Here is a 21,772-nt window from a genome sequence, read left to right on the forward strand (position 1 = left end):
ATAAGGAAGGTGAAGAGATGAAAACCTGTTTCCTTTCTATTTGGAGAGTGGTTGACCCGATTTATTTCTTTTTTTCAAGACTGACCTTGATTGACAAGGATCGAAAAAGCGTCTTTCGAGTCAGGCTGACGAAGTACAAAGGACATCAGGTCGTGCTGAGCGACGGAACGCATATCAGAAAAAATGATGTGCTCGTTAAAATCCATCTGCACAACATCAAGCTGATCAGGGAGCTGCAAAGCATTGAGAGCACAGTCAGAAAGGGAATCATTATCTATCAAAAAGTATACCAATCGATGCCGATGCTTTTGGATTACATCAACAAGCATAAAAAAAGTGAAAAAATTAAAGGGATTGTGGGCATTACAATGCTTGACAAAGGTGTGGAAAGGCTCGGCTTTGATGTGGTCACCCCGGTCAATCCTTTCTACAGATGTTTTAAAAAGATCACCCATATGCCGATTTTATATCTCACTTCAAAGCCGATGAGCGTGCGGCATTTACCGAATACATCCTATTTGTTTATTTCGAAAGAAAAGCTTCAGAAAACCTATCAAAAAAAAGACTGATGTCTGGGGTCAGCGCAGTCTTTTTTGTTTATATCTGATGAAATGTCACTTCTGGGCGGCTTCCGACACGGATATTTACACCGGTTTGTCCTAAACCTTCGCTGATATAAAACGGTTTATCGTGGTGATAATGAAGCCCTTTAATCATGTTCATGCGCACGAGCTTGCCCATTTTCACCAAGTGATACGGTTTTGGCCAGTGGATTTGCCCGCCGTGAAAATGGCCTGAGAGCAGGTAATCAAAATGAACATCTTTCATATCCAGAATAATGTTTGGGTCATGTGTTAATACGAGCTGATAGCCGTTTTCTAGATCTTGATAAGAGCCGGCAATATTACTGCGGTTCGTGCTGTAATCATCAATGCCGATAATATTGACAGGCCCCGCGGCCGTCTCAATTCGAACATGTTCATTTTGCAGCGTGATACAGCCGTTTTCCTCTAAAACACGCTTCAATCTCAGAAAGTCCCTATCTTTTAATACATAATCATGATTACCGAACACCGCGTACATTCCATATGCAGGTTCCAACTTTTGCAATGCGTTTAAGTAACCTGCCAGCTTCGGAATATTACGTTTCCGATCTAGAAAATCTCCGGTGAGCGCAATGATGTCCACAGGCTGATTTTTTGTTAAACGATATAGCTCTTCAGGTGAAACAGAAATGTTTTCTAAGTGAAAATCTGATAAATGAAGGATATTCAATTTTTTTCTAGCTGGAAGGCCGTCTTTTTGATCAATTGAAATGCTGTTGACCTTCACATCTTTTGTATTGCGGTTCGCTTTATATATAAATGGCACAGATACGAGTATGGCTAATGAAAGTAAGATTGTAAACAAAATATATCCCCTCCCTCCTATCAGTATAGTAAGTGATCATGCCTTAAAGATAGCGGGAATTAATGGGGAAGAGACAAGTTAAAAACGGAATGTCTTCTGATGAATGTTTTGGAAGGGAAAAGGGATAATAAATTTTGACACATGAGGCAGAACATGCCGGATATGGAGTCAGAATAACAGATGGATGTGTAAGCGATGTTACGATTGTTGAGACAACACAAAAAAGAAACATATTATCTCTGGATCGCATTATTTCTCCTTTTGCTGTATGTATCTCCGCTTTTTATTTTAAAGGAAGATGCCCATATTCGCGTCCACGATAATTTAGATTCCAATATCGCTTGGTACAAGGTTTTGGCGGATAGCGGAGAAATCATCGGCAAGGTTGACGCAGCCATTCCGCAAATTATTAACGGGCTGCCGAGAGATGCCTTTGGCACTGAGTGGAGCGGGATTGTTTGGCTGCACGCTTTCTTTTCTTCCATGACCGCCTATGCAATAAGCCAGACGATTACAAGGGTTGTCGCTTTTTTGGGAATGTATGTACTGCTGAAGAAACATGTGATTCCGGAGCCAAAAGCGGCTTTCATCCGAATTGGCGTATCGCTGGCATTTGCTTTAACACCTTTCTGGCCTTCGGGAATGCTGAGTACGCTTGGATATCCTTTGGCACTGTGGGCTTTTTTGAATATCCGAAAAGGGGATATCTCATGGAGAGAGTGGCTGACGCTCGGTTTGCTTCCTTTATATTCAAGCTTTGTCTTAGGTTTCTTCTTTTTCTTGGCAGGAATGGCGTGCTTTTGGCTGTATGATGCCATCACACAAAGAAGATGGAATTTGATGTTTTTAGGCAGCATTGCATTTATGACGAGTATTTACCTTTTCGTTGAATATCGGCTTGTGTATTCAATGCTGTTCTCCCACGCGCCGATGCATCGGATAGAATTTATTTCATCACGGCATGACGTATGGCATTCACTTCGTCTATCCGTAAAAAACTTTGTCTATGGGCATAATCATGTGATGACCGTTCACACCGTTGTCATCCTCCCGATCCTGCTGCTTATATTTGCAGCTATGCTGTTCAAGCGAAACCGGACAAAGCTAGAAAATGTTTATCTGTTTTTATTTACGCTTAATTACGGACTATCTTTATGGTATGCGTTTTGGTTCAACAAAATATGGACTGTGCCAAAGCAGAAATTTGCTTTTTTAGCTGAATTTAATTTTGCGCGTTTCCATTTCCTCCGGCCGCTTGTCATATATGTAAGCTTTGCGATAGCTCTATATCTCATATGGCGGATGGGGAGAGGGTGGAAATGGCTTGTATACGCCGCAGTCGCTGCACAGCTGATGGTTTTGGCGCCTTTTAATGAAGAGTATACGTATGGCGTTCACTACAATGCGCCGACATTCCGGGAGTTTTATGCATCTGAGCAATTCAAGGAGATTAAGGAGTATATCGGGCGACCGCAAGATTCGTACAGGGTGGCGAGCATCGGACTGCATCCGTCTATCGCCCAATATAACGGGTTTTACACGTTAGATACGTATAACAACCTGTACCCGCTTTCATATAAATATGAATTTAGAAAAATCATTGAAAAAGAGCTGGAAAAAAACGCTCGGCTGAAACAATATTTTGATGAATGGGGCAGCCGTTGCTACCTTTTCGTCGATGAGCTCGGGAAACGATATGATTTTAAAAAGAACTCGAAGAAAACGATCAACAATCTTCAATTAAATACAGATGTATTTAAAAAAATGGGCGGTCGTTACATTTTTTCTTCAGTTCCGATCATGAATGCTGATCAAAACCATCTCGCGCTTGTGAAGACGTTTGACCATATAGATTCGGCCTGGCGCATTTATTTATATGAAACAAGATAAGGAGGATATCGATTGAAACAGCCACAGCCAGTGTTAACCATCGTCGTTCCGTGTTTCAATGAAGAGGAAGTGTTTCAGGAGACCTGCCATCAGCTGACAGAGGTTGTAGACGGCTTGATTGAAGAAACATTAATCGCTGAAGACAGTAAAATTCTGTTTGTCGATGATGGCAGCAAAGACCGCACTTGGGCCTTGATTGCCATGGAAAGCATAAGAAACAAGAAGGTTGCCGGCTTAAAATTAGCCTGCAATGTCGGACACCAAAAAGCGCTTTTAGCCGGACTCCATAAAGCGAAGAACAAATCAGACTGTGTCATTTCAATTGATGCTGATCTACAGGATGACATTTCTGTTATCCGGGATTTTATATTGAAATATCATGAGGGCTGCGAGATCGTTTACGGCGTCCGCCGCAGCAGAAAAACCGATACCTTTTTCAAGCGAACGACCGCTTTAGGATTTTATCGCCTCATGAATAAGCTTGGGATTAAATTAATTTATAATCATGCTGATTTTCGACTAATGAATAAAAGATCGCTTGAAGAGCTTGCGCGCTATCCGGAAGCGAATCTGTTTTTAAGAGGAATTGTTCCCATGATCGGCTTTAAATCTGCCGAAGTCTTGTATGACCGAAAGGAACGTTTTGCCGGCAAAACGAAATATCCGCTGAAAAAAATGCTATCATTCGCTTTTAACGGGATTACATCATTCAGTGTCGCGCCGATTCGCTTTTTTACGCTTTTAGGTTTTGTTTTATTTTTCGTCAGCGCTGTGGCGGGAATCGGTGCATTTATTCAAAAGCTGCTCGGCCATACAAATGCAGGCTGGGCGTCGCTCATCATTTCCATTTGGTTTTTGGGCGGTCTGCAATTAATGGGAATCGGGATCATCGGGGAGTATATCGGAACCATTTTTTCAGAAGTGAAAAGCCGGCCGAAATATGCGATTGATATCGATTTGTATAATGAACCGCTGAGCCCGCTCCAGCGCCAGGAAAAAGAGCGGTTAGAAAAAAAGTACAGTTGAACGAAAAGAGCTGACTTATTTGTCAGCTCTTTCCGTTCAACTGATGTAAAATGGCGCTAAGAGGTTCGTCTTGCGGGCTGCGGTAAAAATCGAAAAATGGGCAGCCCTGCTTCTTTATCCGGTCGATGACGGTATCAATTGTAAACATAGCGGGTGTTAAGGACGTTTGTACCTCGTGCCAATAGAGCGGTGCCGCGACAGTGCCAAGCTCGTTCCCCCTTGTCGAATAAGGACAGATAATCGTTTTCCCTTCTGCATGCTGCAAATAATCAAGATACAATTTGCCGTGCCTGTTTTTGATCAGGCGTTCTGTGGTAAATAGCTCGGGAAATGCATTGGTGCAGTACTCTGCGACCAGCTGTGTAAATTGGCGTGTTTCTTCATACGTAAATGCCTCAGGGGACAAGGGGATATAAAGCTGGATGCCCTTGTTTCCGGACAGCTTCGGGTACGATGTGATGCCGAAGGAGTCAAACAGCCGTTTCAGTTCATTTGCAGCCTGCACGGCCATGGGAAAGTCCTCTCGTGAAGGCGGGTCCAAATCAATGACAATCTCAGCCGGGCGCCTGCTTTTAATGGTTTGAAAAGGAACATGAAACTCCAAAGCAAGCTGGTTGGCGAGCCATAACAATGTAGACATATCCTCGCAGACGATATGTTCATGGTTTCCGTCAAAAAAAGATTGAATAAAATCCGGCGCATAGTCCGGCTTATTTTTTTGGAAAAATGATTCGCTTCTTGATCCATGCGGATAGCGGATGACTGTGACAGCACGGTTTTTCAAAAAGGGAAACAGGTAGTCACTGACTTCAATCATGTACTGAATAAAATCTTCTTTTGTTTTTTTATTCTTTTCAAAAATGATTTTATCCAGGCTTGTGAACTGCAGCTTCGGATGGACCGGTTTGGAGTGGCGGATGACTTGCGCATACGTGCATTTGGTCCAGTCCATATGGAATTCAAAACCGACAAACGATACCTCTCTCAATGTGCCTTGGAGAATCGTTAAGTATTGAACGGCTGCACATATCGATGGTTCGAGCGTATATTCGCCTGATGGTGTTTGATGTCCGTGCTGTTCCATAATTTTGCGTACGGCATTTTTTTCTTCATCGCGCATTCCGTGTGAGACAGAGGCAATCGGTGTCATCACGCCGTTTTTTAACACAGATACTGTCAGAAATCCATTGTTGGGGTTGAACCCTGTTATACAAACATAAGCTTGTTTAAAGTTTTTATATTTAAGCCAATCGGATGACCGCTTCTTTTCAAGCCATTTGCTGTTTGTTTTCTTCGCTACAATTCCTTCTCCATCATATTTCGTAACCATCTCCCAAATCGTATCAAAATGGTCAAAGGAGGGGATATACTGAATGGTTTCCTTAGCATAAGGGTTTGGAGATGCAGGAAGTTTTGGCATAGCCATAAGGTCGTACAGCAATTTTTTTCGATCCAGGTACGAAAGTGACGATACATCTTCTCCGCGTCGCTCTAACAGATCAAAGGCGAGAAAGCAGCACGGCCGCGCGTTGGCCGATTCCCGGATTTTATCTGGCCTTTTCAAACGGCCCCGCACTTGAATGTGCTCAAAATCTGAACGATAAGGATTCACTAAACATACAATCTCGCCATCAAGTGTCAGCGGAAGATCTTTTTCTATGTGCTGAAAGGCGGTTTTGGCGAATTGTGTGATTTCAGGGAAGGTGCTGGTAAGCTCCAAGCCATTTCTGCTAGTTAAGGTCACACCTGCCGAATGGATGCGGAGGATACAGCGGTACCCGTCATATTTTACTTCGTAGCGCCATTCTGTTCCTATTGGCGGTGATGAAGTAAGGACGGGCTGCATCGTAAACGCCATGGACTATGAGGTGCCGGAGGCTTTTTTTCTAGTCGTTTTTTGTTTCTTATCTCCGGCTCCTTTCGGTTCAGCGGCTTGTGCTGGTGCAGCTGCCGGAGTTTCCCGGTTCGGCTTTCTGGTGCGGTCGATGCTGGCTTGCAGGGCGCTGACCAGGTCAATGACATCTTCACGAGGAGGCGCTTTATCAGGAGTGACAGCTGTTTCCTTATTTTCGAGCTTATCATTGACTCTTTGCAGCAATGCGTGCCGGTACGTGTCCTCATATTTCTCCGGCTCAAACTCAGCTGTCAGCTCATCTATTAATGTGATTGCCGTTTGCAGTTCCTTATCGTTTACATTCGATTGATCCGGTACACCTGGGACATGGACAGCGCTTCTGACCTCATCCGGATAATGGATAGACTCCATCACGATACAATTTTCATAAACGCGGAGAATGGCTAGCTGCTGCTTCGACCTGATTGTCATATTGGCGATGCCGATCTTTCCGGTTGAGCGCAGCGCTTCACGCAGCAGGGTATAGGCTTTCGTACCGTTATCTCCGGGTCCGACAAAATAGGAGCGATTAAAATAAATCGGATCAATGTCCTGAAGCTGAACAAAGTCAACAATCTCAACCGCTTTCTCCTCATGCTCCTGCTTTAAGCTTTTTAGATCTTCATCCGTCAGCACTACATATTTTCCTTTTACATATTCATATCCCTTCACAATTTCATCAGGACCGAGTGTTTTTTCGCAATTCGTGCAAATTTTTTCGTATTTGATAGGCGCGTGATCCTCTTTATGGAGGCTGCGCAGTTTAATGTCTTTATCTTCTGTGGCCGCATATAGCTTAATCGGGATGTTTACTAATCCGAAACTGATCGATCCCTTCCACATTGTATGCATATCAATAAACCCCTTTTTTCTTTTAGTGTGAAGAGGAGGAGAGCGATTCATGTGTAGTAACTTATGGGTAAAAAAACAGCCGTCGCTGTTAATGCGGCGGCTGTTCAAGAATGAGTTGTTCAAGTTGTTCCGGCGGTATGGGCCTGCTGAAAAAGAAGCCCTGTAAATGGTCACAGCCTTTTTCGTAAAGAAGCTGTTTTTGAGCTGAATTTTCCACGCCTTCAGCAATCACCTGCAAAGACAGCTGGTGGCCCATGGCAATAATGGCCCCGGTAATTTGCTCTGATTTCGGATGTGTCTGAATATCGTCGATAAACGATTTGTCGATTTTCAGCCTGTGAATCGGAAAGTCCTTTAAATAGCTAAGGGAGCTATGCCCCGTTCCGAAATCGTCAATGCTGATTCTAATTCCTAATTCCGTTAAAGACGACAACACCTTCTTGGAGTGATCGAGATTTTCCATTGTCATGCTTTCTGTTACTTCCACTTCCAGAAGCCGAGGAGGAAGCCGGTATTTAACAAGCGCCTCCTTGATTAGGGGAATCAGTTCTTCGGATTGAAACTGTCTGGCAGAAATATTAATGGCGACAGAAAGATCAAAACCTTTGTCATACCAAGCCCTTGCCTGCTTGCATGCTTCATCTATAATCCACTTTCCGATATCAATAATGAGACCCGTTTCTTCAGCAACACTGATGAATTCTCCGGGCGGACGCAGCTGCCCGGCAGGTGTGACAAGCCGTATCAGCGCCTCAGCACCCGTCATTTTTTGATTTTTCGCACTAAATTGCGGCTGATAATACAAGACAAATCTATCGTTTTCTATTGCCTCTCTGAGCTCCATCTCTTGGTTAAGCTTGACTGTTTCTTTGTTGCCGATTGCAAAAGAATAGAATCTGTATTTGCTTTTGTTTCGCTCTTTAGCGGCATACATCGCCATATCGGCTTTTTTCATCAATTCAAGACCGTCCGTCCCATCTTTTGGTGATATCGCAATCCCGATACTGACAGATGTAATAAGCGTTTGATCTTGAATTTCAAAAGGTTTTTTGAATTTTTGGATAATTTTTCTTGCTAAAATATCCGCTTCGCCTGTTCCAGTATTGGCGTTAGTCAAGATAATAATAAATTCATCACCGCCAAGACGAGCAATAAATCCATTATCAGGGACTACAGACGATAGACGTTTAGCTGTCATCTGAAGCAGCTGATCTCCGACATTATGTCCTAATGCATCGTTAATCACTTTAAACCTGTTTAAGTCCAGAAAGAAAACAACGGCGTTATAATTCAAGGTATGCTCGCGATTCAGCACCTCTGTTAAGTGCGAAACGGCATGCCGTCTGTTGGGTAAATCTGTAAGAGAATCATAATGAGCCATTCTATGGATTTCTTTTTCTGCCCTGTACTGCTTTGTCATATCTTTGCAAATGACATAAATGCTGTCCAGCTCTTGATTGACTTCAACAGGTATGAGCGTAATATTTAAGTGAAACTGGCCTTTTTCAGTGATCAGTTTGCTATCGCTGTTGATGGCTTGTTTATCTTTTTTGACCTGCTTAAAAAGGCGTTCAAGCTTCTGTGATATGTAATTTCTCCAATCGTGCATACTAAAGCCAAATTTGGTGATCATGTCCTCACCAGCATGATTGGAAGATATAATCTCTCCTTCTAATGACAAAATAAAGATCGCGTCAATATTATGGACGATTAAAGATTGAAATCTCTGTTCGTTATCCTTTATGCGCTCGCTCTGTTTAATAAACTTTCGATCGGCATGGGAACTGAATAACAATAGCGTTTGAATGCAGAAAATAATTAACGCAACAAAAACCGACCAATGAAATGTATGGATTTCCATATGGCTTCCGGGCGGGTCCGTATCCAAACGGAAAGTTGCCGCAAGCATCCCTGTATAGTGCATGCCTGAAATGCCTATTCCCATTACAATCGAACTGATGACTTTATAGAACATAAGGTGTTCAGAATGTTTTTTCATGGCCAAGTCAAAGAATATTTTTAATGAGATGAAAGATGCCGCAATCGCAATCAGAATGGATGCTGTAAAAAGAAGCGGTTCGTACATAATCATTACCCGGGAAATGGCAGACATTCCGATATAATGCATAGATGCAATAGACGCGCCAAGCACAACTGACCCGCTAAGCAGTCTGTAATATGTAAGAATGTGCCGGCTGACAAAATAGAGGGACACAAATGATCCGGAAACAGCTGCGCCAATCGACGCCATTAAAGGCATGAATTCATATTGCATCGGCATCTTGATATCGACGGCCATCATCCCGACAAAATGCATTGACCAAATCCCGAATCCCATAATAAGTGAGCCGCAGATCAGCCAAATCTTACTTTTTAAGCCTGTATGAATGGTGACTTTCCTTGACAGTTCAAGGGAAATATACGCTGCGGCACAGGCAATTAGAATTGATAAACATATGAGTGTTATATTATACGATACGTGTATTTCCAAATGGAGATTCCCCCCGTATGTTCCAGTCTTGTTGACTCTCATTATTATCGGCTGCTTAACCGCAGAATTTCAGCCTTTGAGACCATAGAAATTGCAAGAGATCTATTTTTAGTTCAGCTGACCGTGAAATATGTGTTAAAATCATGTTGACGTTTTCTGAAAAAAACAAAATGTATGATACATAAAGATGAAAAAAGGGAAGTGATGGATATCGAAGAACTGATTATGTCTTGGATAGAAGCATTTAAAAGCCTATCTTATTTTGGAATATTTCTAGCGCTCTGTATTGAGTTTATTCCTGCTGAAATCGTCCTGCCGCTTGCGGGTTATTGGGTATCTAAAGGTGATATGACGCTTACCGGCGCTGTTTTGGCGGGGTCGCTTGGGGGAGTTGCCGGCCCGCTCACGCTATATTGGATAGGCCGATACGGCGGGAGGCCGTTTCTTGAACGTTTCGGGAAGTATCTCTTCATTAAGCCTGAAGCTCTCGATAAGTCGGATGAATTTTTTAAAAAACACGGGGGGTTTGTGGCCTTCAGCGGCCGTTTCTTGCCAGGCATCCGCACATTGATCTCTATACCGTGCGGCATTGCAAAAATGAACGTTTGGGTATTTTCGATTTACACATTCATCGCCATGCTGCCCATTACATTTGTATATGTGTATCTCGGTGTGAAGCTCGGTGAAAATTGGAAGGAAGTCGGCTCTATTCTCGATCAATACATGCTTCCGATCGGGATTGCAATTTTAGCTTTGTTCGTGGTCTACTTGCTGATCAAAAAGAGGAAAAAACGCGCGCACTCAGAACATTTATCTGCATTTTTAAAAAATAAGCGTTGACAAATGATCTCGCTGCACATATCATTGACATATAATATTATATTTCTTGAAATCCCAAAGGGGAGTAGCGTCCGGATTTGTTTTCCGGAAACAAAGTCGTCATTCCATGGATTGTGATATCCATCGGCTTTGTTGGCATGCCTGAATTCATGTCTAGCAAGACCTTTGCCTTATGACGGCAAAGGTCTTTTTTGCATGGTCCGGCCGCCATAAGATCGGATGAAGAGAAAGAAAACAACTTTTTTGGGAGGGTATCATTTATGGATGCAGCATTATTATTGGAGTATGGTTGGGTTCTTCTCGTCTTGATCGGGCTGGAAGGTATTTTAGCCGCCGATAACGCGTTAGTGATGGCGGTAATGGTAAAACATTTGCCGGAGGAAAAAAGAAAAAAGGCGTTATTTTATGGGTTGGCAGGGGCTTTTGTTCTGCGATTTGGCTCTTTATTCGCCATTTCTTTTTTGGTCAACGTATGGCAGGTTCAAGCGATTGGCGCGATCTACTTGCTGTATATCTCAATAAGCCACTTATTGAAAAGATATGTGTTTAAAAAAGAAGACACGCATAAAGAGACGAAGCAAAGCGGTTTTTGGCCGACTGTTTTAAAAGTTGAATTGGCAGATATCGCGTTTGCGGTTGATTCCATCTTAGCAGCAGTAGCGCTGGCGGTTACGCTTCCTGCAACACCGCTTCCGCAGATCGGCGGACTTGACGGAGGGCAATTTGCCGTCATTTTGGCCGGAGGTATCATCGGCCTGGTGATCATGCGATTTGCGGCTTCAATGTTTGTTAAGTTATTAAAGGAACGACCAAGCCTAGAAACAGCAGCCTTTGTGATTGTCGGCTGGGTCGGAGTGAAGCTTGCTTTATATACACTTGCCCATCATGACATAGCGATTGTTTCTGAGCACTTTATCCATTCTGGAACATGGAAGCTGATATTCTGGGGTGTCTTAGCGGCAATCGCGGTTTCCGGCTGGTTCATGTCAGGTAAAAAACAGCCGGAGGGCACACAAAACGAACAAAATAACAGCAGCCGGGAAAGGGCGTAATCTGAGACTCTGCTTAAAAAGCAGAGTCTTTTCATGTTTAAAACGTTTTCATAGACGAAATAAAATAACATTTTTATAACAGCTTTGTTACAAAAAACACTGATAAAACCCCCTTAATTCTCTAGAAAGGCACGAAATCATGTATAGTACGTCAGAATGGTTTGTCATAATTGAGACATTGGAAATCAATATTTCTTTTTCTCCTTTGCGAATCCCTATCAAATTAGCTATCATTAATGAGTAGTTATAGGGAGGAACTGAGGTGAAACCAGTGCTTAGCCTTTTGTTTAAATTAGGAAAAAAGAAGCAAACGCTTGAAAAAACGGTTGAAAGTATACAAAAAGGCAATAAAGATCTGCAAAATGAATTAATACAGCAATATAAGCCATTTATCGCAAAGACGGTTTCATCCGTTTGTAAACGATATATAGATGAAAAAGACGATGAGTTCAGCATCGGACTCATCGCATTTAATGAAGCTATTGAAAAATACTCATCTGAAAAAGGAAATTCGCTGCTCGCATTTGCTGAGCTTATTATAAAAAGAAAAGTCATTGATTACATCAGAAAAGAAGCAAGAAGCGCACAGAATATCAATATCGATTTACAGGAAGGAGACGATCAGGAGTCATCACAAAGCCTGATCGAAGCCGAGCTTTCCATTGATGAATACCGCCGTCAGATTGAACAGGAGCAGAGGCGGGAGGAAATCCTCTATTTTCAAAAGCAGCTAAAAGATTATGGTTTATCGTTTAAAGAGCTGCTTGAAAACTCTCCAAAACATACGGACGCAAGGCAAAACGCCATAAAGGTGGCGATTACCCTTGTTGAACATGAAGAATTGGCCGCTATCCTGTATACAAAGAAACAGCTTCCGGTGAAACAGCTCGAACAGCTGGTCTCTGTAAGCCGAAAAACGATTGAGAGAAACAGAAAATATATTATTGCGATGTGTATTATCATTACGGGTGATTATATTTATTTAAAAGATTATCTTAAAGGGGTGCTGCACTCATGAGAAGAGGGATTATAGTAGAGAAAAATAGAAAATTCGTCACGTTGCTGACCCCTGACGGACAATTTTTAAAAGCTAAACATGATCGCAGCAGCTATGAAATCGGAGAAGAAATCATGCTTCCGAGTGAAACACGCATGGGCAGAAGGGCCAGCTTTTTTGATTTTTTAAAACTGCGCCCTTTCAAAATGGGGATCTTTGCGATGACTGCTATTATGCTTTTTATTTTTATAGTTCTCCCCGTTTTTTCAAATAATAAGGCCTATGCGTATATGACAATTGATATCAATCCAAGCTTTGAAATGGCGTTAAACAGCGATTACGAAGTGATTGAACTGACGCCTCTAAACGATGAGGGAAAGAAGGTCGTCAATGATATAGATAATTGGGAGAAGACTGATTTTAAAAAGGTGATTGATAATATTATTACCGACTGCAGTGAACATGGATATGTAAAGGAATCGAAAGAAATATTGATTTCCACTGTTTATGAAAATACGGAAGACAATACATATAAAAAAGCTGTGAAAAAACAGCTGAATGATGTGACGGAAAAATATAAAACGACATACCGCATGGAATCTCTTGAGTCAGATATGCAAACAAGGGAAAAAGCGAAGAAGGAAGGCGTTTCAACAGGCAGCTACATCAAATCAAACGAAAAGAATCACAATAAAGATTCAAAAGAGGACCCCAGCAAACCATCCGGGGAAGAGAATCAAAACAGTGCCGAAAATGAGGATGAAAAAAAAGATCAACCTGACGGCCAGGACAGCAAGCAAGGAGATAATGAACAGCAGGATGATATAGATTCCGGAGACCGGAAAAAAGATACTACGGATGGCCAGACTAACGATGGTGACAAAGATAAAAATGTAAAGGAATCAGATGAAAACACAAATGCTGAAAAAGATGGGGATCAGCAAACCCCAATACAAGATCCTCAAGATAAAGGAAATGAAGGAAACAGCGCTGAAAAGGATCAAAGCCAATATCACAGGGACTGGAATAACGGTGAACAAGGCAAGAATCGTTCTTCGTCAAACAGGGATAACGCTTCTGACCGCCGTAATCCAAACGGCTACAGCAGTGAAAATAATTCAGCTCAAACTGAAAATTCGCCGAGTGACCCCGGCGAATAAAGGCCTGAATTTATTTAGTTGTGCCATTTATTTGTGATTGTGCTTGCTGTACCAGCCGCTTTGTCATTTCCCCGCCTACAGAGCCGTTAGCGCGTGCGACTGTATCAGAACCAAGGTTCACACCGAATTCTTGAGCCACTTCGAGTTTGAATTGGTCTAGTGCCTGCTCCACCCCTGGAACAACGAGTTTATTTCTGCTCGCCATCTTTTTCATCTCCTTTTTCTATAAAGAATTCTTAACGCGTAGTTAGTTTGAAATGTACGGGGGTTATTTATGCTGGGAATTGTTGTGGAAAATAAGAAAGCCCCCGGTTTTTTAGCCGGGGGCACCGCAGTCTATAGAATGTCAGCTGTCATTTTATGTGCGGTTGCCTGAATATGGAATGTCAAAATGGAGAGAACTGTTATGGCAATAATCTGTCTGATTTTAAGCCATTGGCTGTCATTTAATTCTTCAAAACGATGGCGGAGACGATCTGTTTCCTGTTCGACGATCTCCTGCAGATTTGATTCCTTCATAGAAGGTGTGTCCTGGTGATGAACGGCATCAAGCACATATGCGCAGCTTTCATAATAAGAAATCGGACTGATGACATCATCGGTTCTGTCTGAGATGGTGTTAAACGCCACTCTTAAAATAGCCCGTATATGTTCAAAGTCATAAATCGATTTTAAATCACGTACAATTAAAAGTATGACTGCCTGTTCAACCGAATATTTTTTGCCCAGCTCAGGATGTCCGATCAGATCTTTGAAATCACGCTTTACCCAGTTTTGGATTGCGGTTGACTTTAACGAAGTCAGCTCGCATAGGTTGCCGAGTTCTACGATTTCGTTTGTAGAGAGACCGTATTCTTTTTTTTGTTTTTTTCGTTCATATCTTGTAAGAAATTCAGGAATTTCAAGATGATTGGCAGCTTTATCTGCTGACATGTTCGCTGATTGGACGACAATGTCGAGCGGGCTTATTTCTCCTTGTCCTTTTAGGGAATAGAGCAGCCGCACCATATCGGTTCGAGTGAGTTTGAAAATGTTCATTGTTCACCTCTTCAAAACAATTTGACGCGAATATAAGTCTATGTATGAATTTAAAATTTAAGCGTCAGCAATACATTAACATCATACGTCTAATTCCTTGCATTTTCAAACAGATGTTTTATAATTTAAATATACAAGTTCTTTTGAACTTAAAATAACGGAGGTTATTATGGCGAAAAGAATTTTTTTGTTTATTTTAACGAATATTTTGGTGCTTACAACAATCGGGATCGTTTTATCTGTTTTAAGCTCGGTTACCGGAGTCGGGACGTACTTTACCGCTGATGGCGGTATCGATCCAATTGCGCTCCTTGTGTTCAGTTTGGTTGTTGGTTTTGTCGGCTCCTTTATGTCTCTTGCGATGTCCAGATGGATGGCCAAGACGATGATGGGCGTCAAAGTGCTGAATCCGGAAAAACATACGCTCAGTTACGAGGAGCAGCAATTGGTTGATCGTGTTCATCGATTAAGCCGTTCTGCCGGTTTAACGAAAATGCCGGAGGTCGGCATTTACCGTTCGCCTGAAGTGAACGCGTTTGCGACTGGACCGTCAAAACGCCGTTCTCTTGTGGCGGTATCGTCAGGACTGCTGGAGCAAATGGATGATGCTGCGGTTGAAGGTGTGCTTGCCCACGAGGTCGCGCATATCGCTAACGGTGATATGGTTACGATGACGCTTTTACAAGGTATCGTCAATACCTTTGTCGTCTTTTTATCCCGTATCGCAGCATGGATTGCAAGCCGTTTTGTCAAGGAAGACCTTGCGCCGATCGTTCATTTTATTGCAGTGATTGTCTTTCAGATTGTCTTTTCCATTCTCGGCAGCCTGGTTGTGTTTGCGTACTCACGCCATCGTGAATTCCACGCTGACAGAGGAGGAGCCGATCTGGCCGGCAAGGATAAAATGATTCACGCGCTGCGGACGCTTAAGAGCTATTCTTCCCGCATTAAGGAAGACGATCAGACAGCTGTCCAAACATTAAAGATTAATGGCAAGAAGCGCTCTTCGCTTTTCTCTACTCACCCTGATTTAGATGAGCGAATCAGAAGGTTAGAAGCTAAATAATACAAACACCTTGTTCCTCTGAGAGAACCTCTCAGAGGTTTTTTATTTGATCCTTTGACTAAAATGATAAAAAAATAAGCAAGTTAAGAAAATGTTGCGTAAAAGCCTTTAAAATTGTGTCCAATATCTTTAGAATAATTACCGTACTTAAAAAGAGAGGCAGAAGGATTTTACATGAAATTAAAGTTTGGAAAATTGATACAGGCATTGTCACCGGCCCAGCTGATCGCGGTTTATTATTTTCTTGCGGTGACGGTTGCAGTTATTTTATTGAGTCTTCCAGTGGCCCATAAACAAGGAGCAGAATGGTCTTTTATCGATGCTCTGTTTACAGCAGTCAGCGCCGTGAGCGTAACCGGGCTTTCTGTTGTGAATACGGCTGATACATTTAGTACAACAGGAATTGTTATTCTTGCGTTTGTTCTGCAGTTTGGCGGAATTGGCATTATGACATTAGGCACTTCTGTTTGGCTGCTAATGGGCAAAAGAATAGGGTTAAAAGAACGGAAATTAATGATGGTCGATCAAAATCAATCACAATTTTCTGGGATCGTCAATCTTATGAAACAGATTCTCTTTCTCATATTATGGATTGAGCTCTTTGGCGCCATCATCCTTGGGACATATTTTTTAACCTACTACGATTCCATTCAAGATGCTTACTTGCATGGTTTTTTTGCGAGTGTCAGTGCAACCACAAATGCCGGTTTTGATATAACAGGCAGCTCTCTGATACCCTATCGGCATGATTATTTTGTGCAATTTATTACACTGTTATTGATTATTTTCGGAGCCATCGGTTTCCCTGTTCTAGTGGAAGTGAAAGACTTTTTGTTTTCCAAAAACCGGAGATATCCGTTTAGTTTATTTACAAAAATTACAACAACAATGTTTGGCGCACTTGTTTTGTTTGGTTCGATAGGGATTTATGTCCTTGAAGCAAATCATTTGTTTGCAGGTAAATCGTGGCATGATATTTTATTCCTTTCTCTATTTCAATCAACCACAACAAGGAGCGGAGGGCTTGCCACGATTGATATAAGCCAGCTGTCTGACCCGACCCTGCTATTTATGAGTGCGCTGATGTTTATCGGTGCGTCGCCAAGTTCAGTAGGGGGAGGCATACGGACAACGACTTTCGCCCTGAATCTTCTGGCGCTGTTTCATTTTGCCCGCGGCAATAAATCCGTAAAGGTATTCAAACGGGAGCTGCATCCTGCTGATCTCATGAAGTCGCTTGTTGTCACAATGATGGCGATTCTGCTCGTTTTTGGCGCGACACTCATTCTTACGATTACTGAAGAGCATTCCCTGCTTGAGATTTTGTTTGAAGTCTGCTCGGCATTCGGTACAACCGGTCTGTCACTTGGAATTACTGCTGATTTAAGCAACGTTGGAAAATGCGTTATTATGATTGTCATGTTTATCGGGCGAATCGGCATCCTGACCTTCCTGTATCTGATCGGAAGGAAGGAAATTGAAGCGAATTATCATTATCCGAAGGAAAGAGTGATTATCGGATAGAAAAACACCGCGTGTTTTGCGGTGTTTTTTGATTGCCAAAAAAAAGATGTGTGCCGCCGTTTGAGTTGGAGAACCTAACATCTACAGGTGCGGTTTAACGCTCCTGCATCTTTAGCGAAATCAAATGTCTGAAAAACAGGCGAGGAGGATTCGTATGAAGCGCAAAGCCGAAGTGGATGAGGCCATTAAAAATAACAATACACCTACCGAGAGCATGGACCCAAATTCATATAAGACACAGTATCATGACAACCCGAATTTTAGGGGTGCCAACCGCAATTCCAAACAGGGCCGGCAAGGAGGCATGTGATTTTGAAGAAAAACCGCCATAGCAGAGAGATGCAAAATCATAAAAAGCCAATGAATAAGAAGGTGCTGGAGGAAGAATTCTCAAGTGAATTAGGGGATTACAATGCCGGGAAGATCATCGAAACGCTAGAAATCACAAAGCCTGAAAAGAAAAAAGAGAACAAACGAAAATAAAAAAGACCTCTTAGGCGGCGTCCGCTTAAGAGGCGCTTTTCTATTTTAAATAAGCATTTTTGCCCGTTCCTCTGACAAATTGCGATAAGCTGGTCATTCTCAGCTCAATGAAGGGCTGAGCAACTGTCTTAACAAAATTGCTTGAGAGTACTGATGTCAGGGCTGCTGTTAAGAGTAAGAGAATCACTAAGTTTTGATAGTCAGTAAGCCCATCCTCAAGCCCGACCTGTCTCAGCGTTTTAATAATAAACCCGTGGAGCAAATACACGTAAAATGTCCGGGTTCCCCATTTCGTAAAGAAAAACCGTTTTTGCGGAACAAGCGCTAAAAAGCTGAAGGTTGCCGCAAAGGCGAGTACATACCAGCCGATTCGGGAAAGCCCGCTTGCCAAGGTAACGTCTCCAAATGAAGAATACGGTTTAGAGCCGAACAGTAAAGAATAGTCAAAGTCGACGCCCCAGCAGATGACGAATACGGCGGCAAGCACCCCGAGTGCAATTTGTTTGCCCCGTTTTGATCTCAATAAATCAAAATGGTGTTTATTCAGATAAAACCCGACAAGGAACATCGGTAAGAACACAAATGTCCGTGACAAGCTCAGCGTGCTGCTGACAAAGTCTAGATAACCGATCAGCACGGCAATACCGCAGCTGACAAACAGCGCCCACAGCTTTGAAAGCTTTGAAAAAGGATAAAGCAGCAGGTTCCAAAAGAATAAGCTTACGAGAAACCATAACGACCATTGCGGATCAATCGGATTCACATTTGCCATGCTTTCGTCTTGCATCATGTAATAAAATACGGAATAGATGATTTGGAAAATCAAATACGGAATAATCAGCTTGACCGCCAGCTTTTTCACATATCCAGCGCGTTTAAAGCCTTTCGCAAAATAACCGGAAACAAGAATAAAGGCAGGCATGTGGAATGTGTAAATGAACTTGTAAAGGTAGAGCATAAAGTTGTTATCATGAATAAAAGAACGAAGAATATGGCCGAATACAACAAGGAATATCAATAAGAATTTGGCATTATCAAAATAACTGTCCCGCGATTTACTCATAGCATCACCTTCTCTTTAATCAGTCATTAAGAGATTATTCCCTGGTGGTTTATATTTTAAAATAAAAGAAGAAAAATGAATTGAAAAACAGCTGATTGTTAGGTCGATGTAAAGTGGAGGTAAGGATCGTAGAAAATGTCTTCGTTATGTAACCGCGCTGAAATTTACTGAAATTTATAGGGCAAATGAAGGAAGTTCCTGCATTTTGTAGAAATATTGAGGGATAGGTTTTGAAGAAGGAGTGTACACGCATGGGAACTCTTGATGTCCAGACTAAGTCAGAGCTGCGGGAAGAACTGAAGCGAATCAAAGAAGAAAATGCACGGCTGAAAAAGGAGTTAGATCAGCATCAAGTGATTGTCAACAATACGCTCGATGCTATTTTTATATGTGATAATGAATTGAGAATCGTTCAGGCGAATGAAGCCACAGAAAGGATGCTTCAAGTTGATTCGGAGGATTTGAAGACTCGCTCCGTTTTGGATTTTTTGTTTTCTATCCCAAAGGATGAACTGAATCTTGCTGTAAAGAAGTTTTTTAAGAAAGGTTTCCTATGGAAGGAGGTGCCGGTCAGGCTTGATGGCGGAGCGACTAAATACATAGAGTTTCTGGCCAAAAGAGGGATTGGCGAGGATTTCTTTTTTGTTGTCATGAGAGACATATCTTCCAAGAAGATTCTAGAGCGGGAATTCTCTATGAATGAACAGCTTTTTAAGGACTTGTTTGACAGAGCGGTTGACGGAATCGTTCTGTTTGATAAAGATGGCGGTTTTATTGATGCGAATTTGTCCTTCTGTAAAAGTTTTGAAATCAATCAAAATGAGCTGTCTCATTTATCGTTGTACAAATTCATAGACAGCGGCTCACGTAAAGATTTCGATAATATTTGGAAGACGCTCAACCGCAAGGGGAAAGCGAAGGGGGAGCTGCCCGTCAAGCTTCGTTCAGGTGTCCAAAAGCTATTTGAATTCACGATCACGTCAAACATCATCAGCGGTTTTTATATGTCCATTATGAGGGACATTACAGAGAAGCGGTCTATGGAGCTGCAGCTCTTTAAAAGCGAGGAGCGCTTCAGAGAAATATTTGAAAATGCGATGGACGCCATTATCATCTGGTCAAATGACGGAAGAATCGTGAAGGCGAATCAGTCCGCCTGTAAAATCTTTGAGCTGCCGATGAATTTGCTGCTGAAACGAAAGGTGTGTGATTTTCTCGTTGACTCGCAGCGGAAATACAGCATAACGAAGAGGAAATACGCAAAATACGGAGAGATCAGAGAAGAGCTGCTGTTTCAAATGGCGAACGGGCAGTTCAAAGAACTCGAATTTACTTCAAAGCGGACCATACTCGAAAACCAGCACTTGACGATTTTAAGAAATGTCAGCGACAGAAAGCGGATGGAAAAGGAGCTTCGGGAAAGCGAGCTGAAATTCAGAAAAGTGTTCAACGGCTCAATGGACGGCAATGTATTGTTCGACAATCAATACAGGATCATCGACGCTAACCCGTTAGCAAGCCATATTTTAGGCCTGTCTTATGAAGAGATAAAAAAGCACAGCCTGTTAGATATTATTTCTTCGTATGAAATAGAAAATCTTGCATCACCGGCAAGGCAGATTAATTTTGATGAAATGGACAACGAAATTCCGTTTTTGCTGAGCAGCAGTGACAATAGAAAACTGGAATTCTCATTTAAACGAAATATCATTCAAAATATGAACCTGGCTATCTTTAAAGACGTAACGGAGCGAAAAGAGCTGGAGGAACGCCTGCGCAAGTCGGATACCCTTCATGTTGTCGGCGAACTCGCTGCCGGCATCGCTCATGAAATCAGAAATCCGATGACAGCACTTAAAGGCTTTATTCAGCTCCTGAAAGGAAGTGTGGAGGAAGACTATACCCTTTACTTCAACGTGATCACCTCAGAACTAAAGCGCATCGAATCCATCATCACCGAATTCTTGATTTTAGCCAAGCCCCAGGCCATTATGTATGAAGAAAAACATATCACCCAAATTATGAGAGACACCATAGACCTTCTGAACGCGCAAGCCAATCTCAGCAACGTGCAAATGCATCTTGATTTAATTGACGACATTCCTCCGATCTACTGTGAACCGAATCAGCTGAAACAAGTATTTATCAATATATTAAAAAATGCCATCGAAGTGATGCCCGACGGCGGAAACATTTTTGTGACGATAAGGACATTGGATCAAGATCATGTTCTCATCTCCTTAAAAGACGAGGGAGTCGGAATGACAGAAGATAAATTAAAACGCCTTGGTGAACCGTTTTACACGACAAAGGAACGGGGAACTGGACTTGGGCTTATGGTAAGCTATAAAATTATTGAAGAACATCAAGGCGAGATCATGGTAGAAAGTGAAGAAGGGAAGGGCACGGTTTTCCACCTTACGCTTCCCGTCAGACAGAATGCTCAAGAAAGAGGGAGTGAAGAGTGAACTACTATACGACAGCTAAAACGCCGCTCGGGGAATTTATGATTGCCGAGGCGGATGGCCATATCACCCGCCTATTTCTCAGCCAGGAAGATTGGATGGATTGGAAAGAAACCGTTCAGCATATAGAGCACAAGGAAACACCTTGTTTGGCGGAAGCGAAAAAACAGCTTCATGAATATTTTGCCGGCGAAAGAAAGACATTCTCACTGCCGCTGAGCCAAAAGGGCACTCCCTTTCAGCGAAAAGTATGGGAGGCGCTGGCGATGATACCATACGGAGAATCGAGAAGCTATGCTGACATTGCCGCTGCGGTCGGCAGTCCGAAAGCGGTGCGCGCCGTCGGACAGGCTAATAAACGAAATGACCTGCCGATTTTTGTCCCGTGCCACAGAGTGATCAGCAAAAACAGCGCGTTAACAGGATACGCCGGGAGCAAAACCGATATCAAAGCATTTTTGCTGAACATCGAGCAAATTTCCTACAAAGAAAAATAAAACGTATGGCACGTTCCCTTTTTT

20 protein-coding genes and 1 riboswitch are annotated in these 21,772 nt (G+C 42.4%); of the genes, 13 read left to right on the forward strand and 7 right to left on the reverse strand.

What is annotated here, in order from left to right; translation table 11 throughout:
* Window positions 1-17 precede the first annotated feature (17 nt).
* Complete coding sequence (locus JMN17_RS16915; protein WP_087990957.1) at window positions 18-569, forward strand: YkoP family protein; 552 nt, start codon at window positions 18-20, stop codon at window positions 567-569.
* Window positions 570-597: 28 nt separating this feature from the next.
* Here the strand turns inward: JMN17_RS16915 and JMN17_RS16920 are convergent, their stop codons facing one another.
* Window positions 598-1,410 carry a metallophosphoesterase gene (locus JMN17_RS16920; protein WP_087990958.1) on the reverse strand — a complete coding sequence of 271 codons (813 nt, stop codon included), beginning with the start codon at window positions 1,408-1,410 and terminating at the stop codon, window positions 598-600.
* Window positions 1,411-1,605: 195 nt separating this feature from the next.
* On the opposite strand from JMN17_RS16920, the gene JMN17_RS16925 reads away from it, so the two are divergent.
* Window positions 1,606-3,300, forward strand: coding sequence for a DUF6044 family protein (locus JMN17_RS16925; RefSeq protein WP_087990959.1), 1,695 nt, complete (start codon window positions 1,606-1,608; stop codon window positions 3,298-3,300).
* 12 nt (window positions 3,301-3,312) lie between these two features.
* On the forward strand, window positions 3,313-4,326 hold the full coding sequence (locus JMN17_RS16930) for a glycosyltransferase family 2 protein (protein ID WP_087990960.1): 1,014 nt from the start codon (window positions 3,313-3,315) through the stop codon (window positions 4,324-4,326).
* A 22-nt stretch (window positions 4,327-4,348) separates the two neighbouring features.
* Here JMN17_RS16930 and JMN17_RS16935 read toward each other — a convergent pair whose 3' ends face one another.
* The 3 genes from JMN17_RS16935 to JMN17_RS16945 all read right to left on the reverse strand — a co-directional run bounded on the left by JMN17_RS16935 (window position 4,349) and on the right by JMN17_RS16945 (window position 9,563).
* Complete coding sequence (locus tag JMN17_RS16935) at window positions 4,349-6,184, reverse strand: DNA ligase D (protein WP_087990961.1); 1,836 nt, start codon at window positions 6,182-6,184, stop codon at window positions 4,349-4,351.
* A gap of 3 nt (window positions 6,185-6,187) precedes the next feature.
* Window positions 6,188-7,072, reverse strand: coding sequence for a non-homologous end joining protein Ku (gene ku / locus JMN17_RS16940; protein WP_442893317.1), 885 nt, complete (start codon window positions 7,070-7,072; stop codon window positions 6,188-6,190).
* A gap of 88 nt (window positions 7,073-7,160) precedes the next feature.
* Window positions 7,161-9,563 (reverse strand): EAL domain-containing protein, encoded by a 2,403-nt coding sequence (locus tag JMN17_RS16945; RefSeq protein WP_202328593.1) that lies wholly within the window; start codon window positions 9,561-9,563, stop codon window positions 7,161-7,163.
* Between the two features lie 174 nt (window positions 9,564-9,737).
* Between JMN17_RS16945 and JMN17_RS16950 the strand changes: the two genes are divergently transcribed.
* The 4 genes from JMN17_RS16950 (at window position 9,738) to JMN17_RS16965 (ending at window position 13,612) form a co-directional block, all read left to right on the forward strand.
* Window positions 9,738-10,403, forward strand: coding sequence for a DedA family protein (locus JMN17_RS16950; RefSeq protein WP_202328594.1), 666 nt, complete (start codon window positions 9,738-9,740; stop codon window positions 10,401-10,403).
* 47 nt (window positions 10,404-10,450) lie between these two features.
* Window positions 10,451-10,558: riboswitch (yybP-ykoY riboswitch) on the forward strand.
* A 105-nt stretch (window positions 10,559-10,663) separates the two neighbouring features.
* Window positions 10,664-11,455, forward strand: coding sequence for a TerC family protein (locus JMN17_RS16955; protein WP_202328595.1), 792 nt, complete (start codon window positions 10,664-10,666; stop codon window positions 11,453-11,455).
* Window positions 11,456-11,717: 262 nt separating this feature from the next.
* A complete protein-coding gene (gene sigI, locus JMN17_RS16960) occupies window positions 11,718-12,473 on the forward strand; it encodes an RNA polymerase sigma factor SigI (RefSeq protein WP_202328596.1) in 756 nt (251 codons plus the stop codon).
* Complete coding sequence (locus JMN17_RS16965) at window positions 12,470-13,612, forward strand: anti-sigma-I factor RsgI family protein (protein WP_202328597.1); 1,143 nt, start codon at window positions 12,470-12,472, stop codon at window positions 13,610-13,612. Before sigI ends, JMN17_RS16965 begins: the two co-directional genes overlap by 4 nt.
* A 10-nt stretch (window positions 13,613-13,622) precedes the next feature.
* Here the strand turns inward: JMN17_RS16965 and sspD are convergent, their stop codons facing one another.
* Both sspD and htpK read right to left on the reverse strand, forming a co-directional pair.
* Window positions 13,623-13,817 (reverse strand): acid-soluble spore protein SspD, encoded by a 195-nt coding sequence (gene sspD / locus JMN17_RS16970; protein WP_010330194.1) that lies wholly within the window; start codon window positions 13,815-13,817, stop codon window positions 13,623-13,625.
* A gap of 131 nt (window positions 13,818-13,948) precedes the next feature.
* The gene (htpK, locus tag JMN17_RS16975) at window positions 13,949-14,650 is read right to left on the reverse strand and encodes a transcriptional regulator HtpK (RefSeq protein ID WP_087990967.1); all 702 of its coding nucleotides are present in this window, start codon (window positions 14,648-14,650) and stop codon (window positions 13,949-13,951) included.
* A gap of 169 nt (window positions 14,651-14,819) precedes the next feature.
* On the opposite strand from htpK, the gene htpX reads away from it, so the two are divergent.
* The 4 genes from htpX (at window position 14,820) to JMN17_RS16995 (ending at window position 17,723) form a co-directional block, all read left to right on the forward strand.
* The gene (htpX, locus tag JMN17_RS16980) at window positions 14,820-15,716 is read left to right on the forward strand and encodes a protease HtpX (protein ID WP_087990968.1); all 897 of its coding nucleotides are present in this window, start codon (window positions 14,820-14,822) and stop codon (window positions 15,714-15,716) included.
* Between the two features lie 174 nt (window positions 15,717-15,890).
* Window positions 15,891-17,240, forward strand: coding sequence for a TrkH family potassium uptake protein (locus JMN17_RS16985; protein ID WP_087990969.1), 1,350 nt, complete (start codon window positions 15,891-15,893; stop codon window positions 17,238-17,240).
* A 154-nt stretch (window positions 17,241-17,394) separates the two neighbouring features.
* Window positions 17,395-17,550, forward strand: a complete 156-nt coding sequence (locus tag JMN17_RS16990; protein WP_087990970.1) for a hypothetical protein — start codon at window positions 17,395-17,397, stop codon at window positions 17,548-17,550.
* A 2-nt stretch (window positions 17,551-17,552) separates the two neighbouring features.
* Window positions 17,553-17,723 carry a hypothetical protein gene (locus tag JMN17_RS16995; RefSeq protein ID WP_087990971.1) on the forward strand — a complete coding sequence of 57 codons (171 nt, stop codon included), beginning with the start codon at window positions 17,553-17,555 and terminating at the stop codon, window positions 17,721-17,723.
* Window positions 17,724-17,763: 40 nt separating this feature from the next.
* Here JMN17_RS16995 and JMN17_RS17000 read toward each other — a convergent pair whose 3' ends face one another.
* A complete protein-coding gene (locus JMN17_RS17000; protein ID WP_087990972.1) occupies window positions 17,764-18,786 on the reverse strand; it encodes an acyltransferase family protein in 1,023 nt (340 codons plus the stop codon).
* A 251-nt stretch (window positions 18,787-19,037) separates the two neighbouring features.
* Between JMN17_RS17000 and kinE the strand changes: the two genes are divergently transcribed.
* Complete coding sequence (gene kinE / locus JMN17_RS17005) at window positions 19,038-21,254, forward strand: sporulation two-component system sensor histidine kinase KinE (protein WP_087990973.1); 2,217 nt, start codon at window positions 19,038-19,040, stop codon at window positions 21,252-21,254.
* Window positions 21,251-21,748 (forward strand): methylated-DNA--[protein]-cysteine S-methyltransferase, encoded by a 498-nt coding sequence (locus JMN17_RS17010; protein WP_087990974.1) that lies wholly within the window; start codon window positions 21,251-21,253, stop codon window positions 21,746-21,748. The genes kinE and JMN17_RS17010 overlap by 4 nt, the downstream gene beginning before the upstream one ends.
* The last annotated feature ends 24 nt before the right edge of the window (window positions 21,749-21,772 follow it).

Source organism: Bacillus sp. RHFS10 (genome assembly GCF_016757475.1).
Classification (GTDB): Bacteria; Bacillota; Bacilli; order Bacillales; family Bacillaceae; genus Bacillus; species Bacillus subtilis_G.

Bases quoted from the DNA above. Each gene is read 5' to 3' on its own strand.
- JMN17_RS16965 (WP_202328597.1), top strand. From the start codon at position 12,470: ATGAGAAGAGGGATTATAGTAGAGAAAAATAGAAAATTCGTCACGTTG.
- JMN17_RS17000 (WP_087990972.1), bottom strand. From the start codon at position 18,786: ATGAGTAAATCGCGGGACAGTTATTTTGATAATGCCAAATTCTTATTG.
- JMN17_RS16915 (WP_087990957.1), top strand. From the start codon at position 18: ATGAAAACCTGTTTCCTTTCTATTTGGAGAGTGGTTGACCCGATTTAT.
- JMN17_RS16935 (WP_087990961.1), bottom strand. From the start codon at position 6,184: ATGGCGTTTACGATGCAGCCCGTCCTTACTTCATCACCGCCAATAGGA.
- JMN17_RS16950 (WP_202328594.1), top strand. From the start codon at position 9,738: ATGATACATAAAGATGAAAAAAGGGAAGTGATGGATATCGAAGAACTG.
- htpX (WP_087990968.1), top strand. From the start codon at position 14,820: ATGGCGAAAAGAATTTTTTTGTTTATTTTAACGAATATTTTGGTGCTT.
- JMN17_RS16985 (WP_087990969.1), top strand. From the start codon at position 15,891: ATGAAATTAAAGTTTGGAAAATTGATACAGGCATTGTCACCGGCCCAG.
- JMN17_RS16925 (WP_087990959.1), top strand. From the start codon at position 1,606: ATGTTACGATTGTTGAGACAACACAAAAAAGAAACATATTATCTCTGG.
- sspD (WP_010330194.1), bottom strand. From the start codon at position 13,817: ATGGCGAGCAGAAATAAACTCGTTGTTCCAGGGGTGGAGCAGGCACTA.
- JMN17_RS16955 (WP_202328595.1), top strand. From the start codon at position 10,664: ATGGATGCAGCATTATTATTGGAGTATGGTTGGGTTCTTCTCGTCTTG.
- kinE (WP_087990973.1), top strand. From the start codon at position 19,038: ATGGGAACTCTTGATGTCCAGACTAAGTCAGAGCTGCGGGAAGAACTG.
- JMN17_RS16990 (WP_087990970.1), top strand. From the start codon at position 17,395: ATGAAGCGCAAAGCCGAAGTGGATGAGGCCATTAAAAATAACAATACA.
- htpK (WP_087990967.1), bottom strand. From the start codon at position 14,650: ATGAACATTTTCAAACTCACTCGAACCGATATGGTGCGGCTGCTCTAT.
- ku (WP_442893317.1), bottom strand. From the start codon at position 7,072: ATGCATACAATGTGGAAGGGATCGATCAGTTTCGGATTAGTAAACATC.